The organism is Sorangium sp. So ce362, from assembly GCF_051519845.1.
Classification (GTDB): Bacteria; Myxococcota_A; Polyangia; order Polyangiales; family Polyangiaceae; genus Sorangium.
Genome location: NZ_CP150332.1, coordinates 10,179,372 through 10,194,763, shown reverse-complemented (window position 1 = coordinate 10,194,763; position 15,392 = coordinate 10,179,372). Strand labels below are relative to the sequence as shown.

At 68.8% G+C, this 15,392-nt stretch carries 11 protein-coding genes; 6 read left to right on the top strand and 5 right to left on the bottom strand.

From position 1 onward, the window contains the following. Nucleotides 1-58 precede the first annotated feature (58 nt). The 5 genes from WMF17_RS39300 to WMF17_RS39280 all read left to right on the top strand — a co-directional run bounded on the left by WMF17_RS39300 (nt 59) and on the right by WMF17_RS39280 (nt 8,069). Entirely contained in the window at nt 59-1,738 is a 1,680-nt protein-coding gene (locus WMF17_RS39300; RefSeq protein ID WP_437646188.1) for a DUF1592 domain-containing protein, read from the top strand. Next, nucleotides 1,735-3,144, top strand: coding sequence for a DUF1552 domain-containing protein (locus WMF17_RS39295; RefSeq protein WP_437646186.1), 1,410 nt, complete (start codon nt 1,735-1,737; stop codon nt 3,142-3,144). Before WMF17_RS39300 ends, WMF17_RS39295 begins: the two co-directional genes overlap by 4 nt. Before the next feature lie 319 nt (nt 3,145-3,463). After that, the gene (locus tag WMF17_RS39290; protein ID WP_437646184.1) at nt 3,464-4,372 is read left to right on the top strand and encodes an aldo/keto reductase; all 909 of its coding nucleotides are present in this window, start codon (nt 3,464-3,466) and stop codon (nt 4,370-4,372) included. A gap of 446 nt (nt 4,373-4,818) precedes the next feature. Beyond that, nucleotides 4,819-6,483: a hypothetical protein gene (locus WMF17_RS39285; RefSeq protein WP_437646182.1), complete on the top strand. Its 1,665-nt coding sequence runs from the start codon at nt 4,819-4,821 to the stop codon at nt 6,481-6,483. A 38-nt stretch (nt 6,484-6,521) separates the two neighbouring features. After that, on the top strand, nt 6,522-8,069 hold the full coding sequence (locus WMF17_RS39280) for a hypothetical protein (protein WP_437646180.1): 1,548 nt from the start codon (nt 6,522-6,524) through the stop codon (nt 8,067-8,069). Between the two features lie 137 nt (nt 8,070-8,206). On the opposite strand, the gene WMF17_RS39275 is transcribed toward WMF17_RS39280, so the two are convergent. After that, complete coding sequence (locus WMF17_RS39275) at nt 8,207-8,491, bottom strand: FmdE family protein (protein ID WP_437646179.1); 285 nt, start codon at nt 8,489-8,491, stop codon at nt 8,207-8,209. Nucleotides 8,492-8,833: 342 nt separating this feature from the next. Here WMF17_RS39275 and WMF17_RS39270 point away from each other — a divergent pair, with 342 nt between their 5' ends. Beyond that, nucleotides 8,834-9,328, top strand: coding sequence for a hypothetical protein (locus WMF17_RS39270; protein WP_437646177.1), 495 nt, complete (start codon nt 8,834-8,836; stop codon nt 9,326-9,328). Here WMF17_RS39270 and WMF17_RS39265 read toward each other — a convergent pair. The 4 genes from WMF17_RS39265 to WMF17_RS39250 all read right to left on the bottom strand — a co-directional run bounded on the left by WMF17_RS39265 (nt 9,325) and on the right by WMF17_RS39250 (nt 15,141). Continuing rightward, nucleotides 9,325-9,867: an N-acetyltransferase family protein gene (locus WMF17_RS39265; RefSeq protein ID WP_437646175.1), complete on the bottom strand. Its 543-nt coding sequence runs from the start codon at nt 9,865-9,867 to the stop codon at nt 9,325-9,327. The two genes, WMF17_RS39270 and WMF17_RS39265, sit on opposite strands and share 4 nt — an antisense overlap. A gap of 98 nt (nt 9,868-9,965) precedes the next feature. Then, nucleotides 9,966-10,658: a hypothetical protein gene (locus tag WMF17_RS39260; protein ID WP_437646173.1), complete on the bottom strand. Its 693-nt coding sequence runs from the start codon at nt 10,656-10,658 to the stop codon at nt 9,966-9,968. Between the two features lie 733 nt (nt 10,659-11,391). After that, nucleotides 11,392-11,529, bottom strand: a complete 138-nt coding sequence (locus WMF17_RS39255) for a hypothetical protein (protein ID WP_434042998.1) — start codon at nt 11,527-11,529, stop codon at nt 11,392-11,394. 66 nt (nt 11,530-11,595) lie between these two features. Then, nucleotides 11,596-15,141: a hypothetical protein gene (locus WMF17_RS39250; protein ID WP_437646171.1), complete on the bottom strand. Its 3,546-nt coding sequence runs from the start codon at nt 15,139-15,141 to the stop codon at nt 11,596-11,598. Between the last annotated feature and the right edge of the window lie 251 nt (nt 15,142-15,392).

Below are 15,392 nucleotides of genomic sequence, written 5' to 3'. Positions count from 1 at the left end.
CCCCTTGAAGAGCTTGTAACTTCTTACATCCTCGAGCTCTTCACGAAGGGAGCTGCCCGTGAACCGAAGCACCCCGAGGATGCTGCTCGTGGCCCTCGCGCTCTCCAGCGCGGCCGCGTGCTCGGGATCGACTGGAGATGGCGGACCGGACCCGGTCGATGAGCCCGGCGTCGAGGTCCAGTGCGCGCCCGGCGTCACCGCGCCTGGCCCGACCCCGCGCCTGACGCGGCTCACGCACGCGCAATACGACAACACGATCCGGGATCTCTTCGGCAAGGACATGAAGGCCTCGGCGTCGTTCCTCGCGGACCCGGCGTTCGAGGGGTTCGACAACAACGCCAAGGGGCTCATCGTCTCCGACCGCCTCGCCCGCGATTACCGGCGCGCCGCGGAGGCCATCGCGGCCGACGTCGTTGTCGACCAGGCCGTGCTCGGCAAGGTCCTGCCGTGCGCGCCGGAAGGCGACGGCGCCGCGTGCGCCCGGCAGCTCATCCAGGCGCTCGGCAAGCGCGTCTACCGGAGGCCGCTCTCGGCGGAGCAGGAGGAGGCGTACGTCGCCGCCTACGCGCGCGGCGATGGCCTCTTCGAGTCGGGCACGCCGTTCGAGCAAGGGATCCGCCACGTCATCGAGGTGATGCTCCAGTCGCCGCATTTCCTCTACCGCGTCGAGCTCAGCGAGGCGCTCGACAGCGAGCAGATCATCCCGCTCGACGGCCACGAGGTCGCGACCCGGCTCTCGTACCTGCTCTGGAACAGCCTGCCCGACGACGCGCTCCTCGCGGCGGCGGCGGGCGGCGCGCTGGGCACGCCCGCGGGGATCGAGGCCGAGGCGCGGCGCATGCTCGCCGACTCCAGGGCGGTGAGCGCGCTCTCCGACTTCCACCGCCAGTGGCTCCACATGAGCCGCTACGCGGATCTCTCGAAGGATCCCGCGCTCTACGAGGGCTTCGACGCCAGCGTGTCCTCGGCCATGCTGGCCGAGACGCAGGCGTTCATCCGGCATGTCATCCTCGAGATGGAGGGCGACTACCGGACGTTGATGACCTCGTCCGTCGGGTTCGTGAACGACAAGCTCGCCCCGATCTACGGCGTGGAGGGGTCGTTCACGGGCGAGCTCGTGGAGACGCCGCTCGACCCGGCGGTGCGGGCAGGGCTCCTCACGCAGGCCGGCTTCCTGAGCTCGCACGCGTTCTTCGACAAGACCTCGCCGATCCACCGCGGCGTGTTCATCCAGCGGCAGATCCTCTGCGCGGACCTCCGGGACCCGCCGGCGAACATCAACACGGAGCTGCCGCCCCTCCAGGGCGAGATCAGGACGACGCGCGACCAGGTGGAGGCGCACACGTCGCCGGCGTCGTGCAGCTCGTGCCACGACATGATCAACCCGCCGGGCTTCGCGTTCGAGCACTTCGACGCGGTCGGGCGGTACCGCGCCGACGAGGGCGGAGAGCCCATCGACGCGACGGGCACGATGAAGGTCGGGGAGACCGAGATGCGCTTCGACGGCGCCATCGACTTCGTGACGCAGCTCGCGGAGAGCCCGGTCGCGCAGCGGTGTTATCTGACGAACTGGTACCGTTACGGCAACGCCCGCCAGCTGTCGCGCGAGGACGCGTGCACGATCGACGACCTCGACGCGAAGCTCGCCGCGTCCGGGTACAACATCAAGGAGCTGCTCGTCGCGCTGACGCAGACGAAGACGTTCAGGTATCGAGCCGTGGAAGAGGTGGACCAATGAATCGCAGAACGTTCTTGCGAGGCGCGTGCGGGGTGATGCTCGGCCTCCCGTTCCTCGAGTCGCTGCGCCCGCGCGACGCCAAGGCCGATCCGGCGACGGCGCCGCGCCGGTTCATCGCCTTCTTCATGTGCAACGGCGTGAACATGGGCAGGTTCTTCCCGAGCACGCGGTACGGCGCGCTGACGGCCGCGTCGTTCGGCGCGGACCGGGCGATAGCGCCCCTCGCCGCGTACAGGGACAGGCTCCTGATCCCGCGGGGGATTCACATGGTGCCGCGCGGCTTCGGGTGGGATCCGAGCGCGGGCGACGATCATGCGAAGGGGATGGGCTGCAAGCTCACGGCGCAGCCGCTCGTCCAGGGCAGCCAGTACGCCGCGGGGATCTCGCTCGATCAGTTCATCGCGAACAGGATGAACCCGCCGGGCACGCCCGCGCTCACGCTGATGGTCGGCGCGAAGACGCCGAACGTGCGCGGGCACATCTCGTACACCGGCAGCGAGCAGCCCGTCAGCGGCGAGAACAACCCGTGGCTCGCCTACAAGGACCTGATCGGCGTGACGGACCTCGACGAGGAGGCGCTCGTGCGGCTCGCCAGGCGGCGCGAGAGCGCGCTCGACCTTGTCGGGGCCGAGTACGAGGGCCTGCTCAAGAAGAAGCTCAGCAAGGCCGATCGCGAGAAGCTCGAGATGCACTTCCAGACGGTGCGCGACCTCGAGGTGGACATGGGCAACGCGGGGGTCATCCCGCGCGAGCTCCCGCCGGAGCGGACGGCGGAGATGGAGGGGATCGACCCGGCCACGGTGTCGTTCGACGCCGAGTTCAAGAAGATCGGCCGGATGCAGATGGACGTCCTCGCGCTGGCGATCGCGACCGGCGCGACGCGGTCGGCGACGCTGCAATGGGGCTCTGGCGCGCACGGGCCCATCTTCAAGTGGGACGGGATGAGCCACGAGTACAATCACCACAAGCTCTCTCACGGGAACACGAAGGACGACGACTCAGGGAGCGTCGTCGACGGTTACGAGGAGATGATCCACGACATCGATCGCTGGTACATCGGCGAGTATGTCTATCTGCTCGACCGGCTCGCGGGCTACGACGAGGGCGGGGCCTCCGTGCTCGACAACAGCGCTGTCGTGTTCATGAACGAGGTCTCCAACGGCAAGATCCACGATTTTCGCGACCTGCCGTACATCATCGCGGGGAGCTGCGGCGGCTACTTCAAGATGGGGCAGTACATCAAGGTGACGCGGGAGCCGGACACGCTGCAGGACGAGGACGCGCCTCACAACAAGCTGCTCACGACGCTCGCGAACGCTGTCGGCTGCACCGAGGAGGGCGGGGGTCCGATCACGAACTTCGGCTCCTTCGGCCAGCCCGGCGAGCTCGACGACCTCAAGGCCTGAGCGGCGCATCTCCCGTCCTGGGCAGGGGGCCTCAAGCCGGGCGCGGCGCCAGACGGTGAGCCGCGCCCGGGCCGGGTGGCACACCGACTGCACATGGGCTTCGTCTTCAAAAGGAGCGTTGCCTTTTATGACGAAGCAGCCTTCCCGGCGGGCATTTCTCCATACCGTGGGTGCAGGCGTGGCGCTCGGCGCGTGCGCAGGAAGCGCGCAGGTGTGGCAAAACGCCACATCTCCTGGGGAGGGCTCCCAGGAGCCTCCTAAGGGGCCTGCGCCCGGGGCGCCCGGGGGCGAGGACGTCGAGCTGCCGTCCGGCGGCGTGATGCCGACGAGGCCTCTCGGGCGGACCGGCGTGAACGTCAGCCTCATCGGCCTCGGCGGCTACCACATGGCGATCCCGGAGGACGAGCAGGAGAGCCTCCGACTCGTCCGCTTCGCGATCGATCATGGGGTCAACTTCCTCGACAACTGCTGGGACTACCACGCGGGCAAGAGCGAGGAGCGGATGGGCAAGGCGCTCCAGGATGGATATCGCCAGAAGGCCTTCCTGATGACCAAGCTCGACGGCCGCGACCGCGCGTCCGCCGAGGCGCAGCTCGAGCAGTCGCTCCGAAGGCTGCGCACCGACGTCATCGATCTCGTGCAGATGCACGAGATCATCCGGATGAGCGATCCCGAGCAGATCTACGGGCCGGGCGGCGCGATGGAGGCGCTCGTGGCCGCGAAGAAGGCCGGCAAGATCCGGTTCATCGGCTTCACGGGCCACAAGGACCCGGACATCCACCTCGCCATGTTGAAGATGGCGGAGCGGCAGGGCGTCCCGCTCGACACAGTGCAGATGCCGCTCAACGTCCTGGATCCCCATTACCGGAGCTTCGAGAAGAGGGTCCTCCCGGCGCTGACGCAGCAGGGCATCGGGGTGCTGGGGATGAAGCCGTTCGCCGGCGGGGAGATCGCGAAGTCCGGCGTGGTCTCGCCGGTGGACTGCCTGCATTATCCCATGAGCTTGCCGACGTCGGTGGTGATCACCGGCTGCGACACGATGGGTGTCCTCAAGCAGGCGATCAAGGCGGCGTACACGTTCCAGCCGCTCAGCAAGGAGCGCGTCTCGGCGATCCTCGTGCGCACCGCCCCGCTCGGGGCCAGAGGGGAGCACGAGCAGTTCAAGACCACGGAGCGGTTCGACGGCACGACGAAGAATCCTCACTGGCTGACGAGCGCGAAGATCTGAGCGGCGCGGAGGGTGGCTGGTACCCCAGTCAGCGCGCCGGCCCGGCTGGGCGCCACGGGTGGACCCTGCGTTCGCGCCTGGAGGAATCCGCTCGGAACCAGCGCGCGGGCACGGGTCCGGTGCGGTGTCCCATGGAGAGCGTGCCACGCGACGTACCTCGACTCACTCGCACAGCCTCCGATACCAGGGACCGACAAACGCTTTACGGCATCGGATTGTCTTTTCTCATCCGAAGCGCCGGTTTGTGGCGATCTCTACCCCGTTGACGCCGTGCGGCTCGCGTACGTACCGTCCGCGTATGCGTGTCGTCGAGCCACCGCTGGACGTCTGCGTGACGCTCGGCGGGACCGCGCCGTCCGCCGAGGGCGTCCGCGCCTTTCCGGTGGCGGTCCCCGAGCAGGAAGGGGCTCCTCCGTCGGGGCGCGGGGCGAGGCGGAGGGGAGCTCGTGCGTCGTAGGCTCCAGGATCGATGCCGGGGGGTTGCTCGTCGCATCGCGGTCCTCGCGCTGAGCGCCGTGGGGGCCGCGGGCGTGTCCGGGTGCTACGCCGACGACTGCGCGAGGACGTTCACGTGCGAGCCGCTCCCCGGCGAGAAGCCGCCGGTGCTGCCGGCGTCGCCGTGCGACGGCGATCCTGCGGCGAGTCCGGCGAAGGACGGGTGCGGGGTGTTCGTCAGCGCGTCGTCAGGCGACGACGGGAACCCTGGCACGAAGGGCGCGCCGGTGAAGACCTTGCAACACGCGATCGGGCTCGCCGCGCACGGACGAGGCGACGGCAAGCCGCCGACCCGACGCGTGTACGCGTGCGGCGGGTCGTTCGAGGAGGAAATCACGCTGCCTTCCGGGGTCGATCTCTGGGGCGGCCGCCGCTGTGAGGACGGCGACTGGTCGTACGCGTGGTCGTTCGACGGGCCGGACGAGCCCACCGTCATCGCGCCGCCTAAGGGGATCCCGCTGCGAATCGTCGAGGGAGACGACCTGCGGAGCATCCCGTGGGACGACGCGACTTCCATGGTCTTCGGCGTGCGCGCCGTGGCGGCGGACGCATCGGCGCCGGATGGCAAGTCGTCGATCGCGATGATCTTGAGCGCGGGGACCCGGGCGATCGTGCGGGACAGCGCGATCGTCGCGGGCAACGGCAAGGACGGGGAGTCGGGCGAGGACGCGCTCAGCGAGCGGGCGACCGACGGGGCGCCGGGGAACCACGGCGCGCACGCCTGCACGGCGGACCTCGCCACGGGTGCCCTTCCGGTCGTGACCGTGTGCGACGATGGAACCGAGTCCATTGGAGGCTACGGGGGCGACGGCGGGCTCGACGCGGGGGGCGGCGGGGAGCCGGGCCAGCCGGAGCCGGCGGCGAATCCGGAAGGCAAAGGCCTCGCGGGGACCGGCGCGGGCAGCAGCGCGTGCACACCGGGGGCACGGGGCGCCGAAGGTGCCGACGGCGGGCGCGCTGCCGGCGCGGTGGGCGCGGGCCACCTCGGCCGCGATGGATGGATCGGCGTCCGAGGCGAGAACGGCAAGAGGGGTGGCGTCGGTCAAGGGGGAGGCGGCGGGGGCGGCGGCAAAGGGCGAGACGGCACGATCGCGTGCCGCGCGGGCAGACCGCAGGGCGGCGCGGCCGGCGGATCGGGCGGGAGCGGCGGTTGCGGAGGTCGGGGAGGCAAGGGGGGCGGCTACGGCGGCTCGAGCATCGGCATCGTCGCGTTGCAGGGGAGCGCGCTCACGCTCGAGGCGACCGAGATCACCACGGGGAACGGGGGTCAGGGGGGCGCCGGCGGAAGGGGCCAACCGGGGGGAATCGGTTGGGTTGGTGGCGCCGGCGGGGGTCTCGAGGGCACGGACATGTTGAACGCGTGCGGGGGCGGGGGCGGAGGCCGTGGAGGCCGCGGCGGGGACGCCGGCGGCGGCATCGGGGGCTCGTCCTACGGCGTCGCGTTCATCGGTGCCTTCGTGAGCATCGATCCGGGCGTGATCGTCCAGTTTGGACGGGGGGCCGACGGCGGCCTCGGAGGCAATGCGGCTCCTGACGACGACCGGGGCCGGGGCGAGCCTGGCGACGGCATGGCCTACCGTCCGTTCGATGCGCCTGATCCAGGCCCCCCCAATTGACCGTGGCGGTGCGCGCCGTGCGGCGCCGAGAGAGGACCATGAGAACGATCCGAACGACCTGTCCGGTTCTTGCACTGCTGTGCGTCGTGGCCGGGTGCGGCACCGCACCGGCCGCGAGCGACGTCGGCGGGGCACCGTGCGACGGCTCCGCGGCGTGTCACGACGAGGCGCCGCCGGAGTCGGTCTGTCTCGAGCGCCTCGCCGCCGATGAGCTGGTGGACGGCTGCGGCGTGTTCGTGACCAACGAATTCGGAGGCGGTGACGACGCGAACCCCGGCACGACGAAAGACAAGCCGGTGCGCACGCTCCAGCGCGCTGTCGAGATCGCGCGCACCGGGCGCGGGCGCGTGTTCGTCTGTGCCGATGGGTTCTTCGGTCCGCTGGTGCTGCCCTCCGGGGTCGATCTGCTCGGAGGGTTCCATTGCTTCCAGTGGTGGCGTCAGGCAGGGAGCAGCTCCCAGCTTCAGACCACCCACGATCAAGCGATTGCCCTGACCATCGTACCGGCGACCGCCGAGGACACGGGCGCCGCGGACGGGATATCGAGAATCGTCGACATGGGCATCACTTCATCGGAGCCGATTGGCATGCTCGTCCAGTCGAACACCGAGGTCGAGATGCTCCGAGGCTGGCTTCGCGCCGCCGCCGGGTGGGGGGGGTATCACGGCGAGGACTTGCCCGGGCCGAGCGACGCCCCCGACGGCCCCGATGGGATGTACGGCGGCGACGCCTGCTCGGCGGAGACCGTGGCCGGCGGGGCTGCCGTGGTGAACCCGTGCGAGGGCGGGCTCCCGAGCGTCGGCGGCAAGGGCGGTGACGGATTGCCCGGCGGCGCGGAGGACGGGCGCGACGGCGAGCCGACCCCGACGCCGAACCCCAGCAACTACGGACGGCGAGGAAGCGGGGACGTGGCCGACGTGGGCTGCACGCACGGGAACTACGGGATCTATGGCGCGCGAGGCACCGCCGGCGCACCCGGCCAGGGCATCGGGCGCATCAGCGACGCCGGCTGGGAAGCGGACTGGGCCGGCGACGGCGGCTGGGGTACGCCGGGCCAGGGCGGCGGCGGAGGCGGCGGCCGCAGGGGCGGGCTCGGCGTGTGCGGCGCGGCGTCCAAGGGGGGCGCCGGGGGAGGCTCGGGCGGGGCCGGCGGCTGCGGAGGCCGAGGCGGCAGGGGGGGCGGGAACGGGTACCCGAGCATCGGCATCGTCGCGCTGCACGCCAGGGTGACCGTGCGCGACTGCGAGATCCTGACGTACAAGGGCGGCGAGGGCGGCGACGGCGGCGAGCCCCAGCGAGGCGGACGAGGCGGTCGGGGCGCACCGGGCGGCGTGCTGGAGGACCGCTCGGCCTATTCCTGCAACGGGGGCCCCGGGGGCTACGGCGGCGAGGGCGGCTACGGCGGTCCGGGGCGCGGCGGCGACTCGATCGGCATCGCAACCCTCGACGAGGACCGGCTCACGGTCGAGGGCGTCACCTTCACGCTGGGGCCGCCGGGCAAGGGCGGCATCAGCTGGGACGACCAGGGCAAGATGATCTCGGGCGAGGACGGCGTCGCTGTGGAGACGCGCCGGTTTCCTGAATAGCTGGATTGGACTGGATTGTAGCTCGCCCAGCGAACCGCGTCAGAGGAAGCCGGCGCGTCCACAGGCCCGGGTGCAGCGGCGGCCATCGGGGTGATCGGTCGAGCAATTCAAGCTCCCCCCACCACCCGGGCCGCCCGTCAGCGGGGCGCGCCGGCGGGAGGCGTCGGCACCTCCTCGAACACCTCGCCGTCAGGCAAGGAGAGGACCTCTTGGCTGGCCGCCGCGAGCTGCGCTCTCGGCACGTCCCGGAAGCGCGCGTGGAAGGCGGCCGACGGGCGGAGGGTCATGGCCTGTCCGGTCCACCTGCGCTGGTAGGTGGTCTCGATGCCGGCGTCGCTCGCCGCGACGAGGCTGATGTTGAGCTTCCCGAGGCTCGCGCCCGTGGCCGCGGCGGCGCCGTCCGCGATGCAGGAGAAGTGCACGCTCCGCGGGCTGTGGTGGACGACCGACCGTGCCGCCGCAATGGAGCGAAGAAACGGCGGCGAGGAGCAACAATGCCGCGCAGCTCACCGTCTTCCGCGTGCTCAATCCCTGTGCGGCAGGCGAAATGTCCCCGATCCCTGGCGACGTCGAGGGGGTCGCCCCCCGGCGGCCCGCGCCGCTCCGCCCGCGCAACGCCATGCCGGTGTGCTGCGGGGCGCGGCAGCGTGACCCGTCAGCACCAGCGGCTGGTTCGGCGGCTTCCCCGGCGACGCCCTCATCAAGACGCTGGCACCAAGGGCGCCGAGTCGTCCTGATCCAGGGAAACGTGCGATGCTTGACCTGTGTCCCGCGTCGCTCTTATCTCCGACCTCAACCGTGCCTTCGATGCCCAGGCCGACCCCCGCAACATGGCCATGATCCGGCGTCGCCATGGGTTCTGGGCCCAACTCGCCCGCCTTCATGGCTGGGACCTCGCGGTCTGCGACGTGGCCTTGCTCGACGCGCCGCAGGGGGTCCGCGGCAGTGTGTCCTGGATCGATCTGCCGATGCTCCCTCACACCGCCTACAAAACCGTCGTCGCTCGGGCGGTTGCTGCCGGCGCCACGTGCGTGCTCGACCTCCCCGACAATGTGGAGCGGGTCCTCGGGCTCGATCAATTCTACTCGGTGCTCACGAACGCTGGTGTCCCCACACCACGCACCGCGTTGCTGCCCGTCGACGCCGCCGTCGCTGCCGCGATCGACTCTCCCGCGGCTGTGCGCCGTCTGTTAACCGAGGCGTTGGACAGCATCGTACATCGAGAAGAGCACCTTGGCTCAAGGTGCGTAGCCATTTAGCCATTAATTCGAAGGCACAGTTGCAGCGCTGTGATGCTTCTATCATCGATACGAAACGCATCGTCGACCCGACCACATTCGATGAAGCTGTGCTTGTCATAGAGGCACAGGGCTACGTGATTGTCAGAGAAGACCCCGAGATCGATCCAATGAATTGACGCCTCCGCTCGTGCCCAGGCAAGAGCCGTCTCCATCAACCGTGTTCCGATGCCTGCTCGCTGAAAACGGCGCTCCACGCCCATGCCCAGCGTAGCGCGATGAAGAGCTGCCCTGTACGTCGCCCCGCGCAGTTCTATATGTGCAACAAGGGCTCCGTCCACCCAGGTACCCCACGTTCGCAGCCAACAGGGATCCGACACTGGCTTGCTCCACCCGTCCGCGCGCTCAGCACGCAGTCTCTCCGCCGTTGGTATCTCGTCGGCAGTGAAGAAGTGCGACGGTGGCGTCCCACCCTGACCGGACTCGCGCGATTGGCGGATTCGATGGTCCACGTACGTAGCCAAGTCTGAGGACGTGAGCAGCGTGATTCCGGCCTCCATCAGCGCCTTACCTCGCTCGAAAACATGCTGTCCAACGCCTTGGGGCCTCAGCCGCCGCGCGAAGCGCGGTCGGGTGCAGGCCCTCGTTGGTCGGCTCGCTACACACGGCGCTCCGTTACGCCCGTCATGGCGCGAACCTCGATCACATCCCGAACCAGCTGCCGAAGCGCAGATGTCGCACGGGTCAGCCCCGTGTCATCGTCCCCGCCCCTCTTCCACCGTGCGCGTGTGTGCCTCGAGAACGCGATGCAAAACGTGGCGTATGCGCCAAGTTCGGCTACTGGGAACGGTCCAGCGCCGTGAATATTGGTAATGCCATCGCGCGGCAGAGAGGAGGCTGGGAAGAGGGCACGCGCCACCTCTGCGCCGGTATTGCCGCAGAACACAACGAGACGAGGGGCCAGCTGTTTAAGCTGTGGGAGCAGCCATTTGCGTGGACATTGCGCTTTGATGGTGGCCGCATTGCCGAGAGCTTTCAAGGACCCCTGGTGCGACGTGGCGTGCTTGAACGATTCCACGAAGACGAAGTGGTCGGCAAGTTCGCTGCTCGTCACCGACAGCAACTCGGCAACCATCGGGAGCCACCTGTTCAAACCATCGTGCTCGCAGTAAAATTTCTCATCAAAGACCCGCTTTATGGGTCGGCCGGCAAGCCAGTCAAGAGCGTGATCGCCGAATGCTAGCTTGAGTTCGTTGGACGCCTGCTCGAAGCGTCGGTACTGGGTGTTGTCCGGGTGTGCTTGCGGGTTGATGCCCACCACCACGATCGCGTTCTGCTTGTAACCACCCACAAGATCCTCGTGGTGAGCACATCGTCCTCCTTCGGAGAAGCAGTGTTGACACTCAAGAATAGATCGCCGAAGGTCGTCTGGTGCCAGCAGCAGGCTTGCATGCGCAGGCGGCACCGCTGATGGCGCACTCGTCGCCGGCGGTGCATCCTCGCAGGGAAGAGTCCATTCAAGCGCAAGCTTCGCGAGTACGGAGCGGTCAGCGTCCGTCAGCCTGACTGGGCCAGGGCCATGCTCGTCGCCATCCGTACACGGTCGAAGTCCCGTGCCGGGCACACGGCACGCTGGGTTCGCGGATACATACCACAATGCGCCGGAAGGTCCGTGTTTGCGACCTCCGCGGCCACCCCATGGGGCTCGACCAATCTCAGCAATTTCTTCGTCTGTCAGCGGAAGAACGAAAAGGTAGTGACCGCGGCCGCTGCACCCGCAGCGGATGCCGCTATATGATCGTCCGCGGTGGACGACTTCAGGACTGGTATCGGTTGCGACGATGCTCAGGGGCACGACGCCCTCCTCTCCGGTTCGTACAATCCGCTCGACGGCTGCGTCATGCCCGCCGAACGACTTGGGGCTGTGCCGCGGCTGGGTGCGCTACGCGCACCCAGCCGTCGGTCACCAGCCCCTTGTTGGGCGGCACAGATCGAGCTCACGTTCGTCGCTGCCGTTCTGGGATCCCATCCTCTATGACTCTACGCGATGCTCATCGCGCGCAGGAGCTCACGCTGGGTGGCGTTCAGCCGAATACCCGGACGACATCGGCGGAGTTGAGCCTCGGCTCGGCCTGCACCGCGTCGGTCGCCCGCCCGCGATCGAGAAGCAACGCGGCCGCGACCATCGCCGAGCGGCCGTGGCCGGAAGCGCAGTGGAGCAAGATGCCGTCCTCGCCGCGCGAGCAGGATCCTCGAATAACATCAGATCGACATTCCTGCGCGGTGATTTAGGACTTCTTATGGGTGGCTCGCATCTTTTGCAGCGTCCGGGCAGTGCGCCGCATGAGAGGCTTCGAGGCGTCGGGCTTCAGGGCTTCGTCGATGGTGGAAACGAGCTCCGCTGGCCAAGGATCGAGCCGGTCAAGCGCGTTCGCCGCGGCCACGGCGACGCCGTACTCAGGGTGGTGCTCGTCGCCCCACCCATGGCCCATGCGAGCAGCCTCGGAGGTGTCCGTCCTATCGTTCAGGAGCTCGAGGAGGGCCTCCCATGCAGCGCGCGCCGGTCTACCCGAGAGCGCGTTCGCGGCTTGGATACGTACGCTCGCCACCGGGTCAAGCGCCGCCTGGACGAGGGCAGCCGTCGCGGATTCATCCGCGTGCGCTTCAAGCAAGGAGATCGCGTGTTTCCGGACGCGGGCCCGGCGGTGCTGGATGCCATGGGAGAGCAGCCGAACGGCATCGCTCTGTGGGAGGACAGCCGCGGCGTCGAGCGCGGCGGTGCCCCGACTGACGACCGCGTCCGGCGCGAGCCACTGCGTGATCCTGCTGTCCACCGAGTGCCCTGCCGCCGCGAGCGCGCGCAGGGCCGGGCCAGCCGCATCCGCGGGTGAGTCGCAGATCCTCTCAAGGAGCGTGGCGGCCGCAGGCGAGAGATCGCGTGGCCTCGCCGCTCCCAGCGCGTCGAGGGCGTCGCGCGCGTCCACTTCCAGGTAGCCGCAGATTTGCCGGGCGAGCTCGCTGGTCGCCTCCGACGTCGAGACATCGAACGCCACGATGATCTGCTCCTCCGGGGTCAATCGCTGGGCAGCAGGGAGTACGACCTCGCGCCAGCGGCGCTCCTGGTCATCCGAAGGGGCAGCGTCGTCTACCCCGAGCCCGTCACGGACGATCCTTCCCCAAGTGTGCGGCGGAAGGGACGGGAGCGCCGCAAGCGCGACGTCAAGGAGGCGAGCCTGTTGCAAGACCGCTTTCACGATCTCGGCCTTGCCGTCGGCAGGGCAGGCGGCGATCACGTCCGCCACGACCTGCGCGGCACACACCTTGTCTGACTTGATGCGTTCGGCGAAGCGCTCGAACACGAGAGGCTCGGTCTGTCTCGCCGCCCAGTCGTGTGCTCCGCGGCGCGCGTGCTCGTCTAGGAGCGCGTCGATGAGGGCATGGGCTGGTTTGATGCGGCGATACCACTCGTCCGCCAAGTAGTCGTCCTCCGCGTACGAGTCCTCGTCGGACGGCTCCGTGGTCCGCGCCCACTCTTCCGCCTCCTGGTGCAGAGTGATCGCCTGGGCAAAGAGCGCGCCGAGGTCGGCGGTTCTCGATCGCACCGCGCCCTCCGCAATCACATCGGAGATGAAGTCGCCCTCGATGTCCTCCACCAGCCGATCGAACTCGTGGGAGACATCGGCGAGCTGATACAGGAAGGTGACCAGGGCTCTCTCGGAAGAAGTGACGAGGAAGCTTGGCATGGTGGGAAAGCCCTGGCGCATCCATTCGCGGACGATCGCCTCCGTCGCCGGCTCTCCCTTGACCGCCCGCCATGTCTCCGCGTCCCAGGGCGGCGCCCTCCAGGTGTGCCCCCAGCCGGAGCTCTCGCTGTCGTCGGAGAACGTGAGCGCCATGACCAGCGCGTCCACGGGGTGCCCGATGTCGCCGTGAGCGCCGAGCAGCGTGAATGCGGACACGAAGATGTCCGATCCCATCACGCCGTCCGAGCCCGCCCTCAGCAGGGATCGGGCAACGTCCCGGATCTTGCGGGTGAACGTGTTCTTGAGCAGCTCTCGACCGTCGAGCGCCCGCCACATCGACGAGACGGCGGAGAGATCCCCGCGTCCGAGGAGCGCGTCGAGGAGGCGCTCGGCGACACGGCGGACGAGTTGGCGGCGCGACTTCAGGGCCTGAAAGCAGCCCTCGAGGTAGACGGGGTGCATCTCCCAGCGGTCGCCGCGGATGCGCAGCCAGCCGTGCGCGCGAAGCTTGGTGGAGGCTCCCGTGACCTCGGCTCCGAGGTCGGAGAGATCCTCCTCGAGGCAATCGAGGTGGCCCTTGAGGTCTCCCGCCTGCTGGCCCCACGTCTCCAGGGCGAGCCAGACGGCGGTGAGACCCATGAGCACCTCATTCGACTCGGCCTCGAAGGTCTTTATCAGATCCTGACCGAGCTCCGCGTTGGATGCGGCGCGAATGATCTCGGCGATCCTCTCCTCGGTCCTCGATTCGGAGTCGACCTCCCGGGCGAGATCGATGAGCCGTTGATAGGACAGCGGACGGGTGAGCTGGCGCGCGATATCCAGCGCGTGCTCCTGGAGCCAGCCCCGCGTCGAGCCGTCGATCGACTTGTCGTGATCCAGGTGCGCCCGGAGCAGCGCCGCGGGGTCGAAGTCCTTCTCGCGGAGCACGACGGCGTGCTTATGCAGCCACAAACCACTCTTTTTGTCCTCGAGCGGCGGCTTGGCGAAGCTCGTCCTGGAGGTGACGATCACGCGCAGATCGGGGTGGACAGCGCCCAAGAGCGCGTCGAGCTCCCGGAGCCAGTCGTTCGAGCGCGGATCCTGCTGGTATCTGCCGAAGGGATCGGAGACGAAGAGGAGGTGTGGCTCGGTCCTGCTCCGATACTCGCGCAGGGTGGTCGGGGAATGGTTCTGGTCGAGCCTGATGACAGCGAAGGACTCCGCGCGGGACCTGTGCTCGAGCACGAGCCGCTCCGCCGCCCTCGTCTTGCCGACTCCCGGCGCGCCGAGGAGGAAGATGGCGTGGCTCTTCTCCAGGTGCCGCCGGACCTCGTCGAAGCTCTTCGGCTCCACGAAGGGCTCGCTCTCGGTGGGCAGGGCGTGTGCCGCCACCATGGAGCGGAGCTCGGCGGCCGTGATTTGCGCCTCCTTGCGATCGAGCATGGCCCGGCGCACCCGGCCCAAGATCGCCTCCAGACAAGCCTCGCGCGCCGCGTGAGGGACGTGGAGGCACCTCTGGAGGATCTCCTTCGCTTCCGTCTGGATGAGCTTCAGCGGGTGCTGTTGCAGAACCCCGACGCGCCCCGCCACCCCTTCGCTCGCGTGCTTCAAACTTCGCGGCATGTCCTCCGGGTTCAGCGCCCGTGGCGCGAACCAGGGCTCCTGTACGCGCAGCGAGGAGAGTCCCTTCCCCAGGACACCGTCCGTCAGGAAGAGGAAGCGAGCCTCCACGTCGCTCTCCAGGAGCGCGAGCGGACGAACACGGCCGGTGAGAGGTGAGTTCGGCGCGCTCTCCTCGTCTTCGGAGGAGCTGGCGTCCTCGCCCGAGAGGATGGCGTTGAGCTCACTCTTGCCCCAGTCACCGGCGCTGCGGCCCTTGATCTGCACAATGTAGCGGGACGCCCCGCCTTCGGTGTGGAGCGCCGTCGACCTGTCGCCGAGATCGAGTGTCGGCTCATCAGCGCGCAGGAGCTCGAGATCCTCGCCGGACAGGGGCTCGACTTCGATGACGGCGCCGAGCTGATGATCGATGAGCCACGAGAGGAGGAGCCACGCGGTCGCGTGGATCTGGTACTCGAAGCCGCGGTATGCGATCCGACCCGGGTCCACCATGGGCGCGAAGGTACCACAACGCGCTCCTTCCAGCATCTGTGGCGCGCGCCCGTCGCGCAGGAACGTCTGCGCCTGCCCTCCGGCTGCCGAGGTACCAGGTAGGCGCTCAGCATCTCCAGGTACGCGGCGGCGGCCTGTGGATCGCCGCCCTCCAGGGGATCGCCCGCTCCGCGGGAGTCGAGTTTCGCCCTCTCTCGCTCATGAGCGCACGCTACCACGACTCGCCAGCCGGAAGTAGGTGTCAACCGACT

Coding starts and splice junctions, on each gene's coding strand:
- WMF17_RS39250 (WP_437646171.1), bottom strand. CDS start 15,141: ATGGTGGACCCGGGTCGGATCGCATACCGCGGCTTCGAGTACCAGATC.
- WMF17_RS39295 (WP_437646186.1), top strand. CDS start 1,735: ATGAATCGCAGAACGTTCTTGCGAGGCGCGTGCGGGGTGATGCTCGGC.
- WMF17_RS39280 (WP_437646180.1), top strand. CDS start 6,522: ATGAGAACGATCCGAACGACCTGTCCGGTTCTTGCACTGCTGTGCGTC.
- WMF17_RS39290 (WP_437646184.1), top strand. CDS start 3,464: ATGCCGACGAGGCCTCTCGGGCGGACCGGCGTGAACGTCAGCCTCATC.
- WMF17_RS39265 (WP_437646175.1), bottom strand. CDS start 9,867: ATGGAGGCCGGAATCACGCTGCTCACGTCCTCAGACTTGGCTACGTAC.